Raw genomic sequence first — 21,409 nt, forward strand, 5'->3', positions numbered from 1 at the left:
GGGAGTCTCCTCGCGACTCATCTCAGCTTGAACTCCAGGCGCTGGCGTGCCCGCCGAAGCCCCTGGGCCGGCTCGAAGCGCCAGCGCGACACCGACCGGCGCGCCGCCTCGTCGAAGACGCTGGTGGGTCGCGCCGAGAGCACCTTGATGCTGCCCGGATCCACGCTGCCATCGGGCCGAATGACGAACGCAAGCTCGACATACCCCTCGAGACCACGGCGCTGGGCCCGAGACGGATACTCGGGTGGCACGCGACTGGTGGGGGCGATCTGGCCCACGTCGACCGGCTCGCGACTGACGGGCTTGGCCACCGCCTCGGCGGGACTCGCTGCCGCCGAGGAGGGCGTCGAAGTGGGGGCAGGCGCGGGGGCCGGAGTTGGGGCCGGCTCCGCTCGAGGCTCCTGACGCGGCTCGGGCGGCGGTTCAGGGGACACTTCGGCCAGCTCGGGAAGCGAGCTGTCCAGCTCGACTGGCGCCGGCTCCTCGGCCGGCAACTCCGGCTCGGGCAGGGCCAGAGCGGTGTTCGGCACGGGTGCCGGCTCCGGCAGTGGCGGTGGCGTGGCGGCAGGCGGCATCACGGCAGGGGGCTCGCTGACAGGTTCAGCCGCTTCGGGCTCCGGCTCCGGCGCCAGCTCTGTCATCGTCAGGCGCATCTCCTGTACCTCGATATCCGGCTCAGGGGGAGAGACCAGCAGCGCCAGCAGCCAGAACAGCAGCAGTGCCATGCCGGCACCGGCCAGCACCGAGAGCAGAACTCGCCTCATGACGACCCTCGAGTCGCCGCCACGGCGACATTGTCCACACCGGCCTGGCGGATACGATCCATCACCTCGATCAGCAGCCCGGTGGTCGACTCGCGGTCGGCCTGGATCACCACGCCCCCCTCATCGCTGACCAGGCCGGCCACGGCGTCGCCGACGCGATGGGCATCCACCGGCTCGCCGTCGACCCACACCGCTCCCTCGGGAGTGATGGCCACCATCAGCTGGGCATCCGGCCGGGGCGAGGCGGCACTCGACTCGGGGCGGTCGATCTCCACCCCGCTCTCCTTGATAAAGCTGGTGGTCACGATAAAGAAGATCAACATGATAAAGACCACGTCGAGCATCGGGGTCAGATTGATCTCACCGCTATCCCCGGCGTCACCGGCAAGCGTACGGCGTCTACGCATCGTTCTCCTCCACGGCACGGGCCAGTCGGTCATGCAGCCGCTGATCCTCGCGCCGAATGACCTGTTCCAGCCGAGTGGTAAACAGCAGCCCCACCACCGCCACCGCCATGCCCGCCAGGGTCGGCAGGGTGGCCCGAGCCACGCCATCGGCCATGGCGCGTGCCTGGCTGGTATCACTCAGCGCCAGGCTGTCGAAGACGGTAATCATCCCGGTGACGGTGCCCAGCAGACCCAACAGCGGGCAGAGCGCCACCAGCAGCTTGAGCCAGGGCAGCGGCCGACGCAGCCGGGCGATCAGTTCGCTGGCCCACACCTCGCGAACGGTCAGGGCACTCCAGCTATGGTGGTCGGCGCGCTGTGCCCAGCGCCGGACCAGCCTGCGCCGAGCACGCCGATAAGTGAGTCGAAAGAACAGCACCCGCTCCAGCGCCAGGCTGAACAGCAGCGCCGCCACGGCGGCGATGCCCACCAGCACGACGCCACCGGCGTCAATCAGCCGTGCCAGGGGCTCAAGCCATAGCGGCAGCATGCGGCCCTTTCTCCTTGGCGGTAATGGCGGGGCGGCGATGCTCCAGTCGCTCGGCCAGGGCGGCACTGGCCTGCCCCTCCACCACGCCGGCCAGCTGACGACTGCGGCCGGCCAGGGCGGTGTGGGCAAACAGCAGGGGCACCGCGGTGATCAGCCCCAGCACGGTCGTCACCAGTGCCTGACTGATGCCGCCCGCCATTAGCTGTGGGTCGCCGGTGCCGAAGACGGTGATGGCCTGGAAGGTCACGATCATCCCGGTGACGGTGCCCAGCAGCCCCAGCAGCGGAGCCACCGCGGCCAGCAGCTTGACCAGCGGTTGGCCCCTCTCTAGACGCGGCAGCTCGGCCAGCACCGCCTCGTCGAGACGTGCCTCCAGCGCTTCCGGCATGGGATCATCGGAAAGCGCCCGGAAGCGCAGCAACACACGGCCCAGGGGGTTGTCATCACGCAACTGATCCAGCGTCGTCAGTTGACGACGCAGCGCCACGCTGACCCTGAGCAGGTAGCCATACTGCAACAGCGCCACCAACAGGCCAAAGGCGCCCAGGCCCACCACCACATAACCGACGACGCCCCCCTGCTGGAAACGCTCTTGCAGGCTGGGGCGCTGTGCCAGGGCCTCGATCACCTGCCCTCCGGTCGGGTCCAGGGCGATGCGCTCGCCCTCGCCTGCCTGGAAGGCGGCAAGCTGCTGGGCCACCTCGTTGGGCGTACGCGTCACCGTGGCCAGTGCGCCCTCTTCGGCGCCACGTTCGAGCAGATCCCCGGCGGCGAAGGCTGCCAGATCCCCCAGCCGCACGACCTCGCGGGGTGCGATCTCACCGCTGTTGGCAGCCACCGGAGCCTCGAAGGCGCGTATGCGGCCGGTCTCGACCGTCAGGGCAATAAGGGAATCGGCGAGACTCTCGAGGTGCTCGGGGCGCAACACCTCGACGTCATTCAGTCGCGGCGGCAGCTCGGCACCGCCCACGGTAAGCCAGCTCTCGGCTAGGGCATCACGCAGCTCTCCGCTATGGCGGGCCAGCACCTTCAGCACCGCCGTCAGGTCGTCGCCCTGCTCGGCCTGGCGGCTATCGAGGGCCTCTCGGCGAGACTGCAGCTCGGCCTGACGGGATTCGAGCTCGGCATGTCGCGACTCGACCTCGGCATAAGCCTGCCGCGCCTCCTCCAGGGCCGCTTCCAGTGCATCACGGTCCTCGACCAGCTCGGCCAGCCGCGCGGCATCCCGCGCCTCCGCGGCCTCCCGCTCGGCGCGCAGGGTGGTCAACGGATCGCTCTGGGCCGCCGCGGGCAGCATCGTCGCCAATAGCACAGCTCCCAGAACCAGTGCCACGACACGCTTCAGACTGGGGTTGCTCTTGATGCTGGTATTCATAAGACGTGCTCCGCGTCGACCGGCGTCACCGGGTGGGAGACCGGTAGGGTAAGCAACTCCGGCGCCCGCTGGTCGCGGGCGATACGCAGCCCATGGCGCAGCTCGACTCGCTCGGCCTCAGCCAGTGGCTGCCAGCGCTGCTCGTCGGAGCGCCAAACGGCGCCCTGATGTCCATCGGGCGTCAGATAATAGAGCCCCACGCGACCCAGGCGGAAAAAGTCCACCTCTCGGCGCACCTCCCCCTCCTCCAGGGTGCCGCGCCAGGCATCGAGCTCGCGACCATAGTTCAGCTCGGCGCGCCAGGCGGCCAGGGTGCGGTCCAGGCGCTGCGCCGTGGAAAGGTCGGGATCTGCCATGCCACTCTCGAGTCCCTCGACCCGTGCCAGACGCTCCTGCTTCAGGAAGGGAAGGTCACCCTCCACCCAGGCCCTCAACCGCGACAACAACCCCTGCTCAACCGCCGGCAAGGTTTCACGGGTCTCGACCAGGGCATCCAGGGCCGCTTCGCGGGTCGCCAGGCGCTCGGCCTGGCGCTCGAGACGCGGCGTCAGGCTCTCGCTGTCCGCCCGAAGGCGTCGCGTCTCGGCTTCCAGGCGACGCAGCTCGGCCAGCATCTCGCGACTGGCGTCATCGGCGGCATCGATGCGCACCTGCAACTCGGCCTGAACACGCTGTGCCTCGCTGGCTTCCTCTATCAGCTCCTGCCCCATCAGGGGTGTGGTGACGAGCAGAAGGCCAGCAGCCCCCAATAACAGAGTGGATCGAATCCTCTTCACGTCAGGCTCCCTGGCTCCGTGACGAATGGCGAACGGATGCTCTCACAAGTGATAATAGTTATCAATCATTGAAAACCCTTAAAATATAATGATAATAAGTCTCAAATGTATCGCTGTCTCGCTACGGCTATCAGGGCCGATATACCCCTGACATGGTCGACAACCTTCCCGATGGATACCATGCCTCGCACCCTCTTGACGCTCTACATTGGCCCGTTGAAGAGTTTTCCTCCTCCACGGGTCTCAATGGCTCCCGATGCCGGCACTCTGCCTGCCAGAAATCTGCTCGACCCGGCCTACCTGGGTGCGCTATTCACGCGTTTTGGCGCCCAGTACGGCCACGGCGACCGCCGGGCGGTGGCCTCGCTGTGGTCCAAGTGGCACTTCAGCGCCCTGGTGGCCCACGGCCTGGCCGCTAACCTGCTTCTCGAACGCGACCTACCGCTGGGGCTGGACGACTTGCACCTCGAGCAGTCGCCCGAGGGGCAGACCACCGGGCTGGTGCTGCGCCATGCCGGCAAGCCGTTGGCCGAGCTCGATCCCCATTCGCGCTTCGCTACCCTGCTCGATAACCACCTGACGCCACTGATCGAGGCCCTGGCCACGGTCACCGGTGCCTCGCCCAAGGTGTTCTGGAGCAGCGCGGGCAACTACCTCGAATACTTCGCCAGCGCCCTGGCCGACCATCCCATGGCCTCACCGGACGCGACTGAGCCCGCCCAGGCGCTGATGGAGCGCCGCACCTTGCCCGACGGCCGCCGCAACCCGCTCTACCGCCCGGTGCGCTACGTCACGCCCGCCTCGCCGGACCAGCCCGCCCGGGTGCGCCGGCTGTGCTGCATCCGCTACCTGATCGATGAACTCGGCTACTGCGCCAACTGCCCGCTGGCATGCCGGCCCGCCGGCAAGGCGGCGAAGGCAGCCGGATGAGCCTGCCCGCCGCCGAGATGCGCCAGCACACCCCGCGAGACCTCCACGCCTACGGCCGGCGCTACGGGCTCGACTATCGGGTGCCGGGCCTCTCGCCCCGGACCGAGGCGCCGGTGGTGCGTGGGGTGGTGCGCGAATTCACGCCGCACCCAGGCATGCAGCTGGTCGCCTCCGACGTGGAGGTGCTGCATCGCTATGAATCCTACTCCCGGGCGGCCTCGCCGATGTCCATTATCGTGATGCTGGAGGGCCAGGCCGAGGTGGCGTTGGAAAACGAATGCCCGCTCACCCTCACCGCCGGCATGGCGCTAAGCCTGCGGCTCGAGGCCGACCGCGGCCTGGCCGCCTTCCAGCCCGCCGGCCAGCGCCTGCGCGCCCTGACCCTGAGCCTCGACGACGCCTGCCTGGCTCGGCTGGGCATGAGCGCCCCGTCGCCTGCCGCCTCCCACCTGCGTGCCTGGCAACTACCCGAGCCGCTACGCCAAGGCCTCGAGCAGGCCCTGACCGCGCCGCTGCCGGGCCAAGCCCAGCGCCTGCTGCTCGGGGGGCTAAGCCTGCAGCTGCTGGCCCACGGCGGTCGTGTCGACGACCCGACACCGTCCCCGGCCCCCACGCTGGCGCCCCAGGAACACCAGCGCCTGGAGCGGGTCCGCGACACCCTGCGTCACGACCCCGCCGGCGAACATCGTCTGGAGGCGCTGGCCGAACTGGCCGCCATGAGCCCCGCCAGCCTGAGGCGCAAGTTCCGCGCCGCCTACGGCCGCTCGGTGTTCGACTACCTGCGCGAGTGCCGGCTGAGCCTGGCCCACGACTATCTGCGCCAGGGCCATAGCGTGCAGCAGGCCGCCCACTTCTGCGGCTACCGCCACGCCAGCAACTTCGCCACCGCCTTCCGCCGTCGCTTCGGCCATGCGCCGAGTTCCCTCTATCGAACAGGTTAAGCGCTGCGCATAGCGGCGTGCGCATTGCGCAAACCTATGCCGCCCAACAAACAGCAATAATTCTCATTACTCAGCTATATCTCAATCCCACAGGACCTCCCATGCTCACACCACGCCCCCTGGCGCTGGCGGTCGCGATTGCTGCCTCAGGTACCGCGCTCACCGCCCAGGCCGACCAGACCGAGACCCTTGCGCCGCTCACCGTCACCGCCCAGGCGGCCACCAAGACCGAGACGCCGTTCAACGAGACGCCGCAGTCAATCTCGGTTATCGAGAGCGAGGAGTGGGAGGCGCGAGGTGCCGAGACGGTGCAGCGCGCCGCCGACTACACGCCGGGCGTCTACACCAACCAGGTCGGCGCCTCCAACCGCTACGACTACCTGGTGCTACGCGGCTTCACCGACGGCAGCGTCAGCAACACCTTCCTCGACGGTCTCAAGGTGATGAGCGACGGCGGCTCCTTCAGCTCGCTGGTCATTGACCCGTATTTCCTCGAGCGCATCGAGGTGGTCAAGGGCCCGGCCTCGGTGCTCTATGGCCGCGCCTCCCCGGGCGGCCTGGTGGCCCAGACCAGCAAGCGCCCCGAATTCGAGCGCAGCGGCGAGCTGCGCCTGGGCGCGGGCAACAACGCCCAGCGCAGCGCCGCCTTCGACCTCACCGGCCCGCTGGATGACGAGCGTCGCCTCGCCTTCCGCCTGACCGGCCTGGCCCGGGCCGCCGACACCCAGTTCAGCCCGGTGGAAGAGGAACGCTACGCCTTCGCTCCCCAGCTGAGCTGGGACATCACCGACGCCACCAGCCTCACCCTGCACGCCTACCTGCACAAGGATCCGGAAGGCGGCTACCATGCGGGCCTGCCCTTCGAAGGCACGGTGAAAGGTCGCAATGGCCGTCGCATCACCAATACCTTCTTCGAGGGCGAGGAGGACTTCGACACGTTCGAGCGCGAGCAGACCATGCTGGGCTACGAGCTGGAGCACCGCTTCAACGACGCCCTGACTAGCCGCCAGACGCTGCGCTACACCGAGTCCGATGTCGAGCTGGAGCAGGTCTATGCCTTCGGCTGGGCCAGCGACACCGAGCTCAACCGCTACTTCTCAAGCGGCGACGAGTCGCTCGAGGCCCTGGCGGTGGACAACCAGCTCGAGGGCCGCCTCACTACCGGGGCCGCCGAGCATACCCTGCTGGCCGGTGTCGACTACCAGCAGCGCGATAATGACGTCGTCTGGGGCTCCGGAGCCTTTCCCGCCATCGATGCCTTCGACCCGCAGTACGGCGGCGAGCCCACCGCCTTCTATCCGGACGTGCGCAAGAAACGCGAGCTGGAGCAGACCGGCGTCTACCTCCAGGACCAGCTGGCGCTGGGCAACTGGCGGTTGAACCTGGGCGGCCGCCACGACTGGGTGGATATCAGCAACACCGACCGCGACAGCGGCATCGAGAGCACGCTGGACGACACCCAGTTCAGCGGCCGCGCCGGGGTGCTCTACCTGTTCGACAATGGCCTGGCGCCTTATGCCAGCTATACCACCTCCTTTAGCCCCAACTCCGCGGTCGACCAGAACGGCGATTTGATCGAGCCTTCCCAGGGCGAACAGGTGGAAACGGGCCTGAAGTTCCAGCCGGCCGGCAGCCAGGATCGCTACAGCGTGGCCCTCTTCCATATCACCCAGGAGAACCTGGCCACCAAGCGCGCCAGCGAGACCTTCTTCCGCGCCACCGGCGAGATCGAGTCCCAGGGCGTCGAGCTGGAGAGCCATACCCAGCTGACCGAGAACCTGTATCTGCAGGCCGGCTATACCTACACCGACGTGACCCTCGAGAAGACCGACGGTGCCAACGAGGGCAATACCGACAACTGGGTGCCACGCCACCAGGCCTCGCTGTGGGGCCGGTACCGCTTCCAGCAGGGTGGGCTCACTGGCCTGGAGGCAGGCCTCGGGGTGCGCTACTACGCCGACATCTACGCCGACGAGGCCAATACCGAAAAGGTGCCCGACTACACCCTGGTCGACGCCACCCTGGGCTACGACCTGGCCGAGGTGGGTCTCGAGGGGGTCTCCGCGCGGCTCAACGTCAGCAACCTGCTCGACGAGGACTATGTCGCCGGCTGCAGCGACATCAACTTCTGCTACTTCGGCGCCGAACGCAGCGTCAAGGCGACGGTCAGCTACAACTTCTGACCCGGCCACCGCGACTCTCATTCACGATCACCGGTCCAAACGAGGAGGAGATGCTCCCATGATCGAAACGCGCGCCGCCTCCTTCGAGATCAACGGCCAGTGCCTGCTGCATCCCCTCGACCTGACCTTTGCGGAGGGTCGTATCCACGGCCTGATCGGCCACAATGGCTCGGGCAAGTCGACCCTGCTCAAGCTGCTGGCCCGCCAGCAGGTCGCCACTCGGGGCGAGCTTCGGCTGGACGGCAAGCCGATGCCGTCCTGGGGGCATCGCGCCTTCGCCCGTCGGGTCGCCTACCTGCCTCAGCAGCTGCCCGCCTCCGATAACCTCACGGGGCGTGAGCTGGTGGGCTTCGGCCGCTACCCCTGGCGCGGTCTGCTGGGCCGCCACGGTCGCGATGACGAAGCCGCCGTCGACCGAGCCCTGGCGATGACCCACACCGAGCCCTTCGCCGACCGCCAGGTGGATACTCTCTCGGGCGGCGAGCGCCAGCGGGTCTGGCTGGCCATGCTGCTCGCCCAGGGCAGCCGCTTTCTGCTGCTCGACGAACCCCTGGCGGCGCTGGATGTCGCCCACCAGGTGGAGGTACTGGCGCTGATTCGTCGGCTATGCCAGGAGCTCGGCCTCGGGGTGGTCATCGTACTTCATGATATCAATATGGCGTCACGCTACTGCGACCGCCTGGTAGCCCTGCACGGCGGCCGCCTGCTGGCCCAGGGCACGCCCGAGGAGATAATGAACGGCCAGACCCTCCAGGCCATCTACGGCATTCCCATGCACGTCATGGCCCACCCCTGTGGCGAACACCGCGTCGCCATCGCCCACTAGTCACGCTGCCCCTGACCATGGAGCTCGCCGTGTTTTCCGGATCGCCCCGCCCTCGACGCGCCCTGATATGGCTCGCCGGCCTGGTTGCCGCGCTTATCGCCGCCGCGGCCCCGGCCGATACGCCGCGCCTCGCCACCCTCGACTGGACCCTGGCCGAGACGCTGGTCGCCCTCGGCGCGCCGCCCGGGGCGGTCGCCCAGGTCGAGGCCTACCACGCCTGGGTGGGCGAACCCGTCCTGCCCGACGCAACGGTCGACCTGGGCCTGCGCAGCCAGCCCAACCTCGAACTGCTGGCGAGCCTGGCACCGGAGCGCATCCTGATCTCGTCGATGTTCGCCAACCTCGCGCCGCGTCTCGAGCGCATCGCCCCGGTCGAGACCCTGCCACTCTACCGTCCAGGGCGCGACACCTGGACGGAGATGCGCGAGTTGACCCGCTCGCTCGGCCATCTGGTCGATCGCCCCGCGGCGGCGACCCGGCTGATCGAAGAGACAGAGGCCCGCCTCGACGCCCTGCGCCAGCGAGTCGATGACACGACCCCGCCGCTGGTGGTCATTCAGTTTATGGATAGCCGCCACGTGCGGGTGTTCGGCGAGAATGGCCTCTACCAGGCGGTGCTCGATCGTCTGGCGCTCGACAACGCTTGGCAGGGGCCCACCAACACCTGGGGCTTCTCGCTGGTGGGCATCGAGGCTTTGTCCGGCCTCGATGCCCGGCTGGTGGTGGTGGAGCCCTATCCGGCCGGGGTCCGCGAGCGCCTAGACGACGGCGGCCTCTGGGATCACCTTATCGAGGCGAGCCGAAGGGTACCCATCGTGCTGCCGCCGACCTGGAGCTTCGGCGCCCTGCCCTCGGCCGAGCGTTTCGCCAAACAACTGGTGAGTGCCCTGGAGTCCGACGATGACGCCTGATGCCCTCGCCTCCCACGGCACCTGGCGCCTCCGGCTGACGCCGATGGCACTCTGCCTGCCGCTCGCCCTCGGCGTGCTGGCCCTCGCCCTTGACCATCTGCTCTCCGGTCCCGGCGTGGGTGCCGGGTTAGCCGCACTGCTCGAGCCCGCGGCGACGGATGAGGCCGCCTCAGGCTTGGTCCTGCACTACGCCTGGTGGCCGCGACTCGCCATGGCGCTGCTCGCCGGCGGCGGCCTGGCGCTCGCCGGCGTACTGATGCAGCAGGTGCTGCGCAACCCGCTGGCTGCGCCCACCACCCTGGGAGTGGCCAGCGGCGCCAACCTGGCGCTGATGGCCGCCTCGCTGATGGTCCCGGGCCTGCTGGGGCTGGGGCGGGAGTGGGTGGCGCTGGCCGGCGGCGGCCTGACCATGGGCCTGGTGTTCGCCCTGGCCTGGCGGCGCGGCCTGGCGCCGGTGGTGGTGGTGCTCGGCGGCCTGGTGGTCAACCTCTACTTCGGGGCGCTCTCCATGGTGCTGCTGCTCTTCCATCAGGAGGAGCTCAAGGGGCTGCTCATCTGGGGGGCGGGGTCGCTTTCCCAGAACGGCTGGCAGGACGTCGCCTTCCTGGCGCCGCGACTGGCGGCCGGCGGCCTGCTCGCCTGGCTGCTGCTGCGCCCCCTGGCGGTGCTCGCCCTCGACGAGGCCGGCGCGCGCAGCCTCGGCGTCTCGCTCAAGCATCTGCGCCTCGCCGGCCTGGGCCTCGCGGTCTTTCTTACCGGCTGCGTGGTGAGCGTGGTGGGGATCGTCGGCTTCATCGGCCTCGCCGCGCCTAACATCGTGCGCCTGGCCGGGGCACGGCGCCTGGGCGCTCGGCTCGCCTGGTCGACGCTGCTCGGCGCCCTGCTGCTGGCCGCCACCGACCTGGCGCTGCAGCGCGTCTCGGGCCACCTGCCGACCCTGATTCCCACCGGCGCCACCACCGCGGCCCTGGGCGCACCGCTGCTGCTGTGGCTGATTCCGCGACTGCGCCTGACCGGCGAAACGCCCCCTCGCGAGGCCCGCGCGCTCGGTCGGCGTCATCCAGCACCCGTTCGACTGGCCGGCGGGCTCGCCATCGCCCTGCTGGGCGTGGGCGCGGTCGCGGTGCTGGCCGGCCAGGGCGCCAACGGCTGGCAGTGGGCCGCCCCCGGCGACTGGCACGTGCTGCAGTGGCGAGCCCCCCGGGCACTGGCCGCCGCCGGCTGCGGGGTGATGCTGGCTATCGCCGGCACCCTGATCCAGCGTCTGACCGCCAACCCCATGGCCAGCCCCGAGGTGCTGGGCATCAGCGGCGGCAGCGCCATCGCCCTGATGGGCGCCATCTTCCTGCTGCCCGCCCCGAGCAACCTGACCCTGGTGGCCGCCGGCACTCTGGGGGCGCTGGCCAGCCTGGCGGTGCTGGTGGGCCTCAACCGCAAGAGCGGCTTCCAGCCGGAACGACTGCTGCTGACCGGCGTGGCGATCACCGCCCTGTTCGAGGCGGTCAAGGGCGTGGTGCTGGCCGGCGGCGACCCCCGCGGCCAGCAGGTGATCGCCTGGCTCTCCGGCTCCACCTACTACGTCGACCCGACCAGCGCGCTAGTGGTGGCCTCCGCGGCGCTGCTGTTGGTCCTGGTCGCCGCACCGCTGGCTCGCTGGTTGGATATCCTGCCGCTGGGGGCCGCCACGTCCCGGGCACTCGGCATCGGCCTGAAGCGCTCACGCCTGCTGCTGTTGCTGCTGGTAGCCCTGCTCACCGCCGCCGCCACCCTGGTGGTTGGCCCGCTCTCCTTCGTCGGCCTGCTCGCTCCCCACCTGGCCCGCCTGCTGGGCTTTTCCCGGGCGAACATGCACCTGCTGGGCGCAGCCCTGGCCGGTGCTTTGCTGATGGTGCTGGCCGACTGGATCGGCCGTCAATGGCTGTTCCCCGAGGAGATTCCCGCCGGTATCGTCGCCTCACTGCTTGGCGGCGCCTATTTCATGTGGGGGATGCGGCGGCTCTAGCGCCGCTTCGCTGGACCGATATCAATGGCAAGCGCGGGCCTTGCTGGAGCCTGCGACAGTCTCACACAAGAAACGGCCCAGCCTAACGTCAGCTTGACAGGACCCTCACACCCAAAGAGAATGATAATTAATATCAAACAAGAGTTGTCCATCATGTCAGCCTCTTCCCTGCTCCGCTACCACTGCATCTTTTTGGAGGTCTCCTTTCGGGAACTCCTGGAGCGGGTAAGTGCACAGACGCAGGGTGATGATACGCCTTGCTGGCTGGATTCCCGTACCCTCACCCTGCTCACCAGCGAACTGGAGCGCTGCCGTCGCGATGCCCAGGGGGCTCCCGACGTGGCCGAATCACTGGGCACGGCGGTCTATCACGCCGGGCTGCTGATGGCGCAGTGCCCGGGTGCCCTCGGCAAGCGCCTCTGTCAGCACCACCTGCAGGCCATCCGAAAGCCGCTGCAGGAGACCATTGCCAGGCTGGAGGGGCGCCAGGCCCGCTCACAGCCGGGTCCGATGCAGCGGCTGCGCTACTGGCTCAGCGTCGGGTAAGTCACGCTCTCGAAAGACCTCCGAGGCACACCGTTATCCGGCCAGCCGCGGGAGATAGCCCCACCCCTCCAACCCAGGAAGAGCTAGGCAGTCGCGCTAGAAGGCCCAATCCTCGTCTTCGGTGGCCTCGGTGCGGCCGACGACATACGAGGAGCCCGAACCGGAGAAGAAGTCGTGGTTCTCGTCGGCGCCGGGAGAGAGTGCGGCGAGAATGGTCGGGTCGACGTCGCACACCTCCTGGGGAAAGAGCCCATCGAAGCCCAGGTTCATCAGCGCCTTGTTGGCGTTGTAGTGGAGGAACTTCTTGACGTCCTCGGTGAGTCCGACCTCATCGTAGAGCAGCTCGGTATAGGCCACCTCGTTCTCATAGAGCGCCAGCATCAGCTCATAGGCGTAGGCCTTGACCTCTTCCTGGCGCTCCGGCGTCGCCTCGGCCATGGCCTGCTGGAACTTGTAACCGATGTAATAGCCGTGCACCGCCTCGTCGCGAATGATGAGGCGAATCAGGTCGGCGGTATTGGTCAGCTTGGCATGGCTGGACCAGTACATCGGCAGGTAGAAGCCCGAGTAGAACAGGAACGACTCCAGGAAGACACTGGCCACCTTGCGCATCAGCGGGTCCTCGGCCCAGTAGCGCTCCAGCACCAGTTCCGCCTTGCGCTGCAGCGCCGGATTCTCCTCGCTCCAGCGGAAGGCATCGTCTACCTCCTGGGTGGTGCAGAGCGTGGAGAAGATCGAGCTGTAGGAGCGCGCATGCACCGCCTCCATAAAGGTGATATTGGCGTAGACCGCCTCCTCGTGGGGGGTACGGGAGTCTGGCATCAGCATCGGTGCGCCCACGCTGCTCTGGATGGTATCGAGCAGGGTCAGGCCGGTGAAGACGCGGATGGTAAGCCGTCGCTCGGCCTCCGTCAGGGTGTTCCACGAGGGGATGTCGTTGGAGAGCGGCACCTTCTCCGGTAGCCAGAAGTTGCTGGTCAGACGGTTCCATACCTCCAGGTCCTTGTCGTCCTGCAGGCGATTCCAGTTGATGGCATCCACTCGGGTGAGTCGTTTGGCAGTCATCGTCATGTTAAGCAATCCCTTAGAGTGTGCAGGAGACACAGCCCTCAACCTCGGTGCCCTCCAGGGCACTCTGGCGCAGGCGCACGTAATAGAGGGTCTTGATGCCCTTCCGCCAGGCTGTGATCTGGGCCCGGTTGATATCCCGGGTCGTCGCGGTATCGGGGAAGAACAGCGTCAGCGACAACCCCTGATCAACGTGCTCGGAGGCGGCGGCGTAGGTATCGATGATCGCCTCGGGGCCGATCTCGTAGGCGTCCCGGTAGTAGGCCAGGTTGTCATCATCGAGATAGGGTGCCGGGTAGTAGACGCGACCGAGCTTGCCCTCCTTGCGAATCTCGATGGGCGAGGCCACCGGGTGAATGCTGGAGGTGGCATGATTGATGTAGGAGATCGAGCCGGTGGGCGGCACCGCCTGAAGATTGCGGTTATAGAGCCCGTGGGCCATGACCGACGCCTTGAGCGCCGCCCAGTCTTCGCGTGTCGGCAGCGCGATGCCGGCATCCGCGAAGAGTGCCTGGCCGCGCTCGGTCTGCGGCAGCCAGTCGCGCTCGGTGTACTTGTCGAAGAAGACTCCGCTGGCGTAGTCCGACGCCGCGAAACCGGCGAAGCTTTCACCGCGCTCAATGGCCAGGCGGTTGGACGCACGCAGGGCGTGATAGGCCACACAGGCGAAGTAGACACTGGTAAAGTCCAACGCCTCCGGCGTGCCATAATGGACATGCTCGCGGGCCAGAAAGCCGTGCAGGTTCATCTGCCCCAGGCCAATCGCCCGGGACAGGGCGTTGCCGTTGGCGATCGTGGGCACCGAGGCGATCTCGGTCATCTCGGCCACCGCGGTGAGGCCGCGCACCGCGACCTCGACACTGCCTCCGATATCGCCTGAATCCATCACCCGGGCGATATTCAACGACCCCAGGTTGCAGGAGATATCCTCCCCCACCCGACGGTAGCCGAGGTCATCGTTGAACTCGCTGGGCGTATTGACCTGCAGGATCTCCGAGCAGAGGTTGCTCATATTGATGCGCCCGGCGATGGGGTTGGCGCGGTTGACGTTATCCTCGAACATCACATAGGGATAGCCGGATTCGAACTGCACCTCGGCCAGGGTCTGGAAGAAGGCCCGGGCATTGATCTTGGTCTTGCGAATCCGTGAGTCGTCGACCATCTCGCGGTACTTCTCGGTCACGGCAATGTCACCGAAGGGCATGCCATAGACCCGCTCCACATCATAGGGCGAGAAGAGGTACATCGGCTCGTTGCGCTTGGCCAGCTCGAAGGTGATATCGGGGATCGTCACCCCCAACGACAGCGTCTTGATGCGGATCTTCTCATCGGCATTCTCGCGCTTGGTGTCGAGAAAGCGCAGGATATCGGGATGGTGGGCATTGAGATAGACCGCCCCGGCCCCCTGGCGTGCACCGAGCTGGTTGGCGTAGGAGAAGGCATCCTCGAGCAGCTTCATGATCGGGATGATGCCCGACGACTGGTTCTCGATATGCTTGATCGGTGCGCCTGCCTCACGGATATTGCTCAACAGCAGCGCCACCCCTCCCCCACGCTTGGAGAGCTGCAGGGCCGAATTGATGGCCCGGCCGATGGACTCCATGTTGTCCTCGATGCGCAGCAGAAAGCAGGATACCAGCTCGCCACGTTGGCGCTTGCCGGCATTGAGGAAGGTCGGGGTGGCCGGCTGGAAGCGGCCGGCAATGATCTCGTCCACCAGCGACCTGGCCAGCGTCTCGTCACCACGAGCCAGGGCCAGGGCTACCATGCAGACCCGATCCTCGAAGCGCTCCAGGTAGCGGCGGCCGTCGAAGGTCTTCAGCGTATAACTGGTGTAGTACTTGAAGGCGCCGAGAAAACTCGGGAAGCGAAACTTCCAGGCATAGGCCTGCTCGAAAAGCGCCTTGATAAAGCCGGCATCGTACTGCGCCAACACCTGAGGCTCGTAGTACTGGTTCTCCACCAGATAGTCGAGCTTCTCCTTCAGCGAGTGGAAGAACACCGTGTTCTGATTGACGTGCTGAAGAAAGTACTCGCGTACCGCTTCGCGGTCGCGCGCCAGCTGCAGCCGTCCCTCATCGTCATAGAGGTTGAGCATGGCGTTCAAGGCGTGGTAATCCAGCTTGCGCCCCGCATCACTCTCCGCCTGACGAGGCGGCTGGGTCAGGATTGTCGTGTCCAAAACTCTCTCACTCCCTTGCGAACCCGGGTCACGTCATCGTCCGTGCCCAGCAACTCGAATCGATAGAGCAGGGGAACACCGCACTTCTCGGCGATGATGCGCCCTGCCAGTCCATAGGCGGCGCCAAAACAGGTATTGCCAGCGGCGATCACGCCCTTCAGCAGCGCCCGGTTGTCGGAATCGTTGAGAAAACGGATCACCGGCGCCGGCACCGCCCCCTTCGTCTCACCACCGCCATAGGTAGGCGTCACCAGCACGAAGGGACGTGTTGCCGACAGAGCCTGGGCACCCCGCTCAAGAGGAATGCGCCGGGCCGGCAGCTCCAGTTTCTGAATAAAGCGATGGGTGTTGCCGGAGCGTGTCGAAAAATAGATCAGTTCCGGCGGCACACCCTCCAACGGTGCCTCGCTCATGCCGGCGTCAGGCCGCCGAGTCGGTCCGGGCGAAAACCGGACCAGTGCTCATCGCCGGCTACCACGACCGGCAGCTGGCGGTGCCCCAGTGCCATGACGCGATCGCGAGCCTCCGGATTCTGCTCCAGATCGATCAGGCGGTAATCGATTCCCCGGCGCTCCAGGGTGCGGCAGGTGGCCGTGCACTGCGGGCAGGCTGGACGGGTATAGACCTTGATCTCCATGGCGACACTCCCTGAGGAAGGAAACTATATATGGTGATTTCGATGGCAAGGATACACCATATATAGAAACTGTCACCCTTGAAATACCATATGTTGTGTTATATGGAGATATCAAACACAAGTGACTAACAGACTCGATAGCGCCTCGGGTGGCAAGGAATGGGTGACGAGGAGTGGGTGGCAAGGAATAAAGGACGAGGAGTGAGGGGCGAGAGGCATAGCAAGGCCCACAAGGGCTCAAGGAGATAGAGAGATGAGAGTGATAGGGAGGCAGGGCGATACTCCTGCCCGGCAAGGTACCCATACAACAGCGCCGCGACCCCAGGGGCCGCGGCGCTATTTGTCAGACCGGAAAGGGGTCGATCAGGCAGTGGCAGCCTGGTAGCGACGCTCCACTTCATCCCAATCCACCACGTTGAAGAACGCGGCGATATAGTCCGGACGCTTGTTCTGGAACTTCAGGTAGTAGGCATGCTCCCACACGTCCAGCCCCAGCACCGGCGTGTTGCCGTTGGAGATCGGGCTGTCCTGGTTGAGGGAATTTTCCACCACCAGCTTCTTCGCGGGGGTCACGCTGAGCCATGCCCAGCCGCTGCCGAAGCGACCCAGGGCAGCCTTAGTAAAGGATTCCTTGAACGCCTCGAAGCCACCCAGCTCGCTCTCGATGGCCTCGCCTACCTTGCCCTTGGGCTGACCGCCACCATTGGGTGACATCATCTGCCAGAACATGGAGTGGTTCGAGTGGCCGCCACCGTTGTTGATGACCGCCTGACGCTTCTCAGCCGGCACCTTGTCCAGATCGGCAAGCAGCTCGTCGACCGGCACTTCTTCCAGACCGGTGCCCTCGAGGGCAGCGTTCAGGTTGTTGACGTAGGTCTGATGGTGACGGGAATGGTGGATCTCCATGGTCAACGCATCGATATGCGGCTCGAGCGCATCGTAGGCATACGGAAGGTCAGGGAGGGTATGTGCCATGTTGATCATCTCCTTTTGGTGGCTTTGCAGACACTGCAATTCTTGTCCTGCAATGACTAGAGGTGCGGCCATCGGTCGGTAACTTCAACCACCTCGACCAGATTTTTCTTGAGCAGCAGCTCCAGTACGTCGACTCACCCTACTCTAGACGATGTGAAGCCGTCCAGCAGGAGCCCCAGTAGCAAAACGCCGACTCCTAATGGAGCCGGCGTTTTACCGAGTCGCTACAAGCAGAGTCTCAGAGCTTCTGCTCGAGGTCCGGCAGGGCGTCGAACAGGTCCCTCACCAGGCCGCAGCTCATCGAGAGCGCGACCTGGAAGATCACGATCGTTATCATAGCGTCTGCTCAAGCTCCGGCAGGGCTTCGAACAGGTCAGCCACCAGGCCGCAGCTCATTGAGGGCGCGACCTGGAAGATCACGATCGTTATCAGAGCTTCTGCTCGAGCTCCGGCAGGGCTTCGAACAGGTCAGCCACCAGGCCATAGTCGGCTACCTGGAAGATCGGCGCCTCCTCGTCCTTGTTGATCGCCACGATCACCTTGGAGTCCTTCATGCCCGCCAGGTGCTGGATGGCACCCGAGATGCCCACGGCGATATAGAGCTCCGGCGCGACGATCTTGCCGGTCTGCCCCACCTGCATGTCATTGGGCACGAAGCCGGCATCCACGGCGGCGCGCGAGGCGCCCACGGCGGCGCCCAGCTTGTCGGCGATCCCTTCGAGCAGCTTGAAGTTGTCGCCGTTGCCCATGCCGCGGCCACCGGAGATGACCACCTTGGCGGCCCCCAGCTCCGGACGGTCGGACTGGGCCAGCTCCTCCTTGATAAAGGTGGACTGGCTGTTGTCGGCGACGAAGTCGACCGCTTCCACGCCGGCGCTGCCGCCCTCGCTCCCTCTATCAGGGCAGGCGTCGAAGCCGGTGGTGCGCACGGTGATCACCTTCAGGGCATCGTCGCTCTGCACGGTGGCGATGGCGTTGCCGGCGTAGATGGGACGCTTGAAGGTATCGGGCGACTCCACCGCGATGATCTCGGAGATCTGCGCCACGTCTCTGAGCGCGGCGACCCGCGGCAACACGTTCTTGCCGGTGGTGGAGGCGGCGGCCAGCACGTGGCTGTAGTCGCCGGCGAGCTCATTGATCAGCGCCGACATCGGCTCGGCCAGCTGGTGGGCATAGGCGGCGTTGTCGGCCACGCGAACCCTGTTGACGCCGTCCAGCTTGGCGGCGGCCTCGGCGATGGCGGCGACGCCTTCGCCTGCCACCAGCACGTCGATATCACCACCGATGGCCTTGGCGGCCGCGACCACATGGGCGGTGGCGCCGGCCAAGGCGCCGTCATGATGTTCGGCAAGTACCAGGATGCTCATGAAATCACCTTCGCCTCGTTCTTCAGTTTGTCGACCAGCTCGTCCACGGAGCCCACCTTGATGCCACCCTGACGCTCGGCCGGCGGCTCGACCCTGAGCAGCTTGGTCCGGGTCGCCACCTCGACGCCGAGATCCGCCGGGCTCTTGACGTCCAGCGGCTTCTTCTTGGCCTTCATGATATCGGGCAGCTTGGCGTAGCGCGGCTCGTTCAGGCGCAGGTCGGTGGTGACGATGGCCGGCAGGCTGAGCTCGACGGTCTGCAGGCCGCCGTCGATCTCACGGGTTACCTGCAGCTTTCCATCGGCCCCGTCACCGCTGATCACCACTTCGGAGGCGAAGGTGCCTTGGGGCAGGCCTGTCAGCGCGGCGAGCATCTGGCCGGTCTGGTTGTTGTCGGTGTCGATGGCCTGCTTGCCGAGGATGACCAGCCCCGGCTGCTCCTCCTCGACCAGCTTGGCCAGCGCCTTGGCGGCACCCAGCGACTCGACACGCTCGTCGCTCTCGACATGGATAGCGCGATCGGCGCCCAGCGCCAGGGCGGTGCGCAGCTGCTCCTGGGCGGCCTTGGGCCCCACGGTGACCGCGACCACCTCGCTGGCCACGCCTTTCTCCTTCAGGCGTACCGCCTCTTCCACGGCGATCTCGCAGAAGGGATTCATGGCCATCTTGACGTTGGTGAGGTCGACGTCGGAGTGATCCGGCTTGACGCGGATCTTGACGTTGTAGTCGATGACGCGTTTGACCGCGACGAGTACTTTCATGATTTCCTCGCTTGGTTCTCGGTGTTGAACCGTCTTGAATCCAATGGTGCGACACTGCCGTCAGCACCTTCCTGTCACTGGCCGCTTGGAACGGCGTGGCATGCTCTTGTCGATTTCATGCGAGCGTTTGATAGGTGCCGCATCGAAAAAACTGTCTCAATGTGCCACACCCATACACAGGGCAACAATCCCATTATCGCCCCTTGGGCGAGACACCTGATCAACATGGCGCCAAAGTCGCATGATCGCAGGGGGTGACCTTGTTGTTCTATTATGCCTATCATGAGGGCAGGCTAGAAGCAAACGACCGTTTTAAATCTTATCGACGTTAGTGGAACTTATCGATGTTAGTGTAATGGCGCTCAACGTCGACACGGGCAGTGAGGAGAGAGCAGATGGAAGAACAAGTCGAACGCGATTCCATGGAGTTCGATGTCGTTATCGTGGGCGCCGGCCCTTCGGGGCTGGCCGCCGCGTGCCGGCTGATGCAGCAGGCCAACGAGGCGGAGCAGGAACTGACGGTGTGCGTGGTGGAGAAGGGCTCCGAGGTCGGCGCCCATATCCTCTCCGGCGCCATCTTCGAGCCCCGTGCGCTGCAGGAGCTCTTCCCCGACTGGGAGGAGCGCGGCGCCCCGCTGACCACCCCGGCCAGCCGCGACGAGCTCTACCTGCTCAAGGACGCGGAGAAGAGCCAGAAGCTACCCAATGCCCTGGTGCCCCGGACCATGCATAACACCGGTGGCGACCTGACCCGCTATGTGATCAGCGCCGGCAACCTGTGCCGCTGGCTGGCCGAACAGGCCGAGGCACTGGGCGTGGAGATCTTCCCGGGATTTGCCGCCCAGGAAACCATCATCGAAGAGGGCGTGGTCAAGGGCATCCTGATCGGCGACATGGGAGTGGCCGCGGATGGCACCCCCAAGGATGGCCATATGCCGGGCATGGAGCTGCGCGCCAAGTACACGTTGTTTGCCGAAGGCGCCCGCGGTCATCTGGGCAAGCGCCTGATCCAGGAGTATGACCTCGACGCCGGCAAGGACCCCCAGCACTACGGCATCGGTCTCAAGGAGCTGTGGGACGTGCCCGCCGAGCAGCACGAACCCGGCCTGATCCTGCACGGCTCCGGTTGGCCGCTGGACAAGCACACCCACGGCGGCTGGTTCCTCTATCACGGCGACAACCAGCAGGTGGTGGTGGGGCTGATCATGGATCTCTCCTACCAGAATCCCTGGCTCTCCCCCTTCGATGAATTCCAGCGCATGAAACACCACCCGGTGCTGGCCAAGCATCTCGAGGGTGGCAAGCGCGTCGCCTACGGTGCCCGGGCTCTCACCAAGGGTGGGCTGAACTGCCTGCCGAAGATGACCTTCCCCGGCGGCCTGCTGATCGGCTGCGATGCCGGCACCCTGAACTTCGCCAAGATCAAGGGGCTGCACACCGCCATGAAGTCCGGCCTGGTAGCCGCCGAGGCGGTGTTCGAGGCGGTCGCCAAGGGCGACGAGGGTGGCCAGGAGCTGAGCGCCTTCAACGAGAAGTGGGAAGCGAGCTGGGCATATGCCGAGCTCAAGGAGAGCGCCAGCTTTGGCCCGGCGATCCACAAGTACGGCACCGTCGGCGGCGGCGCCTACAACTTCATGAACCAGCTGCTGGGTGGCAAGTTGCCCAATGTTCACGACACCACCCCGGACCATGCCGCACTCAAGCCGGCCGGCGAGTTCGAGAAGATCAAATACCCGAAGCCCGACGGCAAGCTCTCCTTCGACAAGCCCTCCTCGGTATTTCTCTCCAATACCAACCATGAGGAGGACCAGCCCTGTCACCTGAAGCTGGCCGACCCGGAGCTGCCGATCCGCGAGAACCTGCCGGAGTATGCCGAGCCGGCTCAGCGCTACTGTCCGGCCGGGGTCTACGAAGTGATCGAGGGCGATGACGGCAAGCCGATGTTCCAGATCAACTTCCAGAACTGCGTGCACTGCAAGACCTGTGACATCAAGGACCCGGCCCAGAACATCACCTGGGTGGCACCCGAGGGCGGCGGCGGGCCGAACTATCCGAATATGTAAGAAGCCTCGCCGCTTCATGAAAACGCCTCCGCGACAGTGAACTGCACCCCGAAAGTTGGACACCCACATCCAACCTTCGGGGTGTTTTTATGAGTAACCGATACGACGAGTGTTTCAAGCTGCTGGTGGCACAGCAGTGCTTGCACGGTGACACCAGCTTGAGGGA

20 protein-coding genes are annotated in these 21,409 nt (G+C 65.9%); 8 read left to right on the plus strand and 12 right to left on the minus strand.

The genetic code is table 11. From position 1 onward, the window contains the following. Positions 1 to 17 precede the first annotated feature (17 nt). Genes IOC61_RS04660 through IOC61_RS04680 form a run of 5 tightly spaced genes read right to left on the minus strand, consistent with a single transcriptional unit; the run spans position 18 to position 3,851 of the window. Positions 18 to 764, minus strand: coding sequence for an energy transducer TonB (locus tag IOC61_RS04660; RefSeq protein ID WP_195687704.1), 747 nt, complete (start codon positions 762 to 764; stop codon positions 18 to 20). After that, entirely contained in the window at positions 761 to 1,171 is a 411-nt protein-coding gene (locus tag IOC61_RS04665; protein WP_195687705.1) for an ExbD/TolR family protein, read from the minus strand. Before IOC61_RS04665 ends, IOC61_RS04660 begins: the two co-directional genes overlap by 4 nt. After that, on the minus strand, positions 1,164 to 1,700 hold the full coding sequence (locus tag IOC61_RS04670) for a MotA/TolQ/ExbB proton channel family protein (protein ID WP_195687706.1): 537 nt from the start codon (positions 1,698 to 1,700) through the stop codon (positions 1,164 to 1,166). Before IOC61_RS04670 ends, IOC61_RS04665 begins: the two co-directional genes overlap by 8 nt. Continuing rightward, positions 1,681 to 3,075: a MotA/TolQ/ExbB proton channel family protein gene (locus tag IOC61_RS04675; RefSeq protein WP_195687707.1), complete on the minus strand. Its 1,395-nt coding sequence runs from the start codon at positions 3,073 to 3,075 to the stop codon at positions 1,681 to 1,683. The genes IOC61_RS04670 and IOC61_RS04675 overlap by 20 nt, the downstream gene beginning before the upstream one ends. Further along, positions 3,072 to 3,851: a DUF3450 domain-containing protein gene (locus IOC61_RS04680; protein ID WP_324254682.1), complete on the minus strand. Its 780-nt coding sequence runs from the start codon at positions 3,849 to 3,851 to the stop codon at positions 3,072 to 3,074. Before IOC61_RS04680 ends, IOC61_RS04675 begins: the two co-directional genes overlap by 4 nt. Positions 3,852 to 4,097: 246 nt before the next feature. Here IOC61_RS04680 and fhuF point away from each other — a divergent pair, with 246 nt between their 5' ends. The 7 genes from fhuF (at position 4,098) to IOC61_RS04715 (ending at position 12,190) form a co-directional block, all read left to right on the plus strand. Then, positions 4,098 to 4,781 carry a siderophore-iron reductase FhuF gene (fhuF, locus tag IOC61_RS04685; RefSeq protein ID WP_229332922.1) on the plus strand — a complete coding sequence of 228 codons (684 nt, stop codon included), beginning with the start codon at positions 4,098 to 4,100 and terminating at the stop codon, positions 4,779 to 4,781. After that, on the plus strand, positions 4,778 to 5,722 hold the full coding sequence (locus IOC61_RS04690) for a helix-turn-helix transcriptional regulator (protein WP_195687709.1): 945 nt from the start codon (positions 4,778 to 4,780) through the stop codon (positions 5,720 to 5,722). The genes fhuF and IOC61_RS04690 overlap by 4 nt, the downstream gene beginning before the upstream one ends. Positions 5,723 to 5,823: 101 nt before the next feature. Then, the gene (locus IOC61_RS04695; RefSeq protein ID WP_195687710.1) at positions 5,824 to 7,905 is read left to right on the plus strand and encodes a TonB-dependent siderophore receptor; all 2,082 of its coding nucleotides are present in this window, start codon (positions 5,824 to 5,826) and stop codon (positions 7,903 to 7,905) included. Between the two features lie 58 nt (positions 7,906 to 7,963). Beyond that, positions 7,964 to 8,731, plus strand: a complete 768-nt coding sequence (locus tag IOC61_RS04700) for an ATP-binding cassette domain-containing protein (protein ID WP_195687711.1) — start codon at positions 7,964 to 7,966, stop codon at positions 8,729 to 8,731. A 29-nt stretch (positions 8,732 to 8,760) separates the two neighbouring features. After that, positions 8,761 to 9,642: an ABC transporter substrate-binding protein gene (locus IOC61_RS04705; RefSeq protein WP_324254683.1), complete on the plus strand. Its 882-nt coding sequence runs from the start codon at positions 8,761 to 8,763 to the stop codon at positions 9,640 to 9,642. Further along, positions 9,632 to 11,644, plus strand: a complete 2,013-nt coding sequence (fhuB, locus tag IOC61_RS04710) for a Fe(3+)-hydroxamate ABC transporter permease FhuB (RefSeq protein ID WP_195687713.1) — start codon at positions 9,632 to 9,634, stop codon at positions 11,642 to 11,644. Before IOC61_RS04705 ends, fhuB begins: the two co-directional genes overlap by 11 nt. Before the next feature lie 153 nt (positions 11,645 to 11,797). Continuing rightward, positions 11,798 to 12,190 carry a hypothetical protein gene (locus tag IOC61_RS04715; protein ID WP_195687714.1) on the plus strand — a complete coding sequence of 131 codons (393 nt, stop codon included), beginning with the start codon at positions 11,798 to 11,800 and terminating at the stop codon, positions 12,188 to 12,190. 96 nt (positions 12,191 to 12,286) lie between these two features. Here IOC61_RS04715 and nrdF read toward each other — a convergent pair whose 3' ends face one another. From nrdF to IOC61_RS04750, 7 genes are all read right to left on the minus strand, one after another. Further along, positions 12,287 to 13,261 carry a class 1b ribonucleoside-diphosphate reductase subunit beta gene (gene nrdF / locus IOC61_RS04720; protein ID WP_229332923.1) on the minus strand — a complete coding sequence of 325 codons (975 nt, stop codon included), beginning with the start codon at positions 13,259 to 13,261 and terminating at the stop codon, positions 12,287 to 12,289. Positions 13,262 to 13,274: 13 nt separating this feature from the next. Next, entirely contained in the window at positions 13,275 to 15,440 is a 2,166-nt protein-coding gene (nrdE, locus tag IOC61_RS04725) for a class 1b ribonucleoside-diphosphate reductase subunit alpha (protein ID WP_195687715.1), read from the minus strand. Beyond that, a complete protein-coding gene (nrdI, locus tag IOC61_RS04730; RefSeq protein WP_195687716.1) occupies positions 15,422 to 15,853 on the minus strand; it encodes a class Ib ribonucleoside-diphosphate reductase assembly flavoprotein NrdI in 432 nt (143 codons plus the stop codon). Before nrdI ends, nrdE begins: the two co-directional genes overlap by 19 nt. Beyond that, positions 15,850 to 16,077 (minus strand): glutaredoxin-like protein NrdH, encoded by a 228-nt coding sequence (gene nrdH / locus IOC61_RS04735; RefSeq protein WP_195687717.1) that lies wholly within the window; start codon positions 16,075 to 16,077, stop codon positions 15,850 to 15,852. Before nrdH ends, nrdI begins: the two co-directional genes overlap by 4 nt. Positions 16,078 to 16,440: 363 nt before the next feature. After that, the gene (locus IOC61_RS04740) at positions 16,441 to 17,052 is read right to left on the minus strand and encodes a superoxide dismutase (protein ID WP_195687718.1); all 612 of its coding nucleotides are present in this window, start codon (positions 17,050 to 17,052) and stop codon (positions 16,441 to 16,443) included. 428 nt (positions 17,053 to 17,480) lie between these two features. Continuing rightward, a complete protein-coding gene (locus IOC61_RS04745) occupies positions 17,481 to 18,419 on the minus strand; it encodes an electron transfer flavoprotein subunit alpha/FixB family protein (protein ID WP_195687719.1) in 939 nt (312 codons plus the stop codon). Beyond that, positions 18,416 to 19,180 (minus strand): electron transfer flavoprotein subunit beta/FixA family protein, encoded by a 765-nt coding sequence (locus IOC61_RS04750; RefSeq protein WP_195687720.1) that lies wholly within the window; start codon positions 19,178 to 19,180, stop codon positions 18,416 to 18,418. The genes IOC61_RS04745 and IOC61_RS04750 overlap by 4 nt, the downstream gene beginning before the upstream one ends. A 380-nt stretch (positions 19,181 to 19,560) precedes the next feature. On the opposite strand from IOC61_RS04750, the gene IOC61_RS04755 reads away from it, so the two are divergent. Then, positions 19,561 to 21,243: an electron transfer flavoprotein-ubiquinone oxidoreductase gene (locus IOC61_RS04755; protein WP_324254684.1), complete on the plus strand. Its 1,683-nt coding sequence runs from the start codon at positions 19,561 to 19,563 to the stop codon at positions 21,241 to 21,243. Positions 21,244 to 21,409: the final 166 nt, after the last annotated feature.

Origin of the sequence: Halomonas sp. KAO, from assembly GCF_015595025.1 — a bacterium.
In the GTDB taxonomy this organism is placed as follows: domain Bacteria; phylum Pseudomonadota; class Gammaproteobacteria; order Pseudomonadales; family Halomonadaceae; genus Halomonas.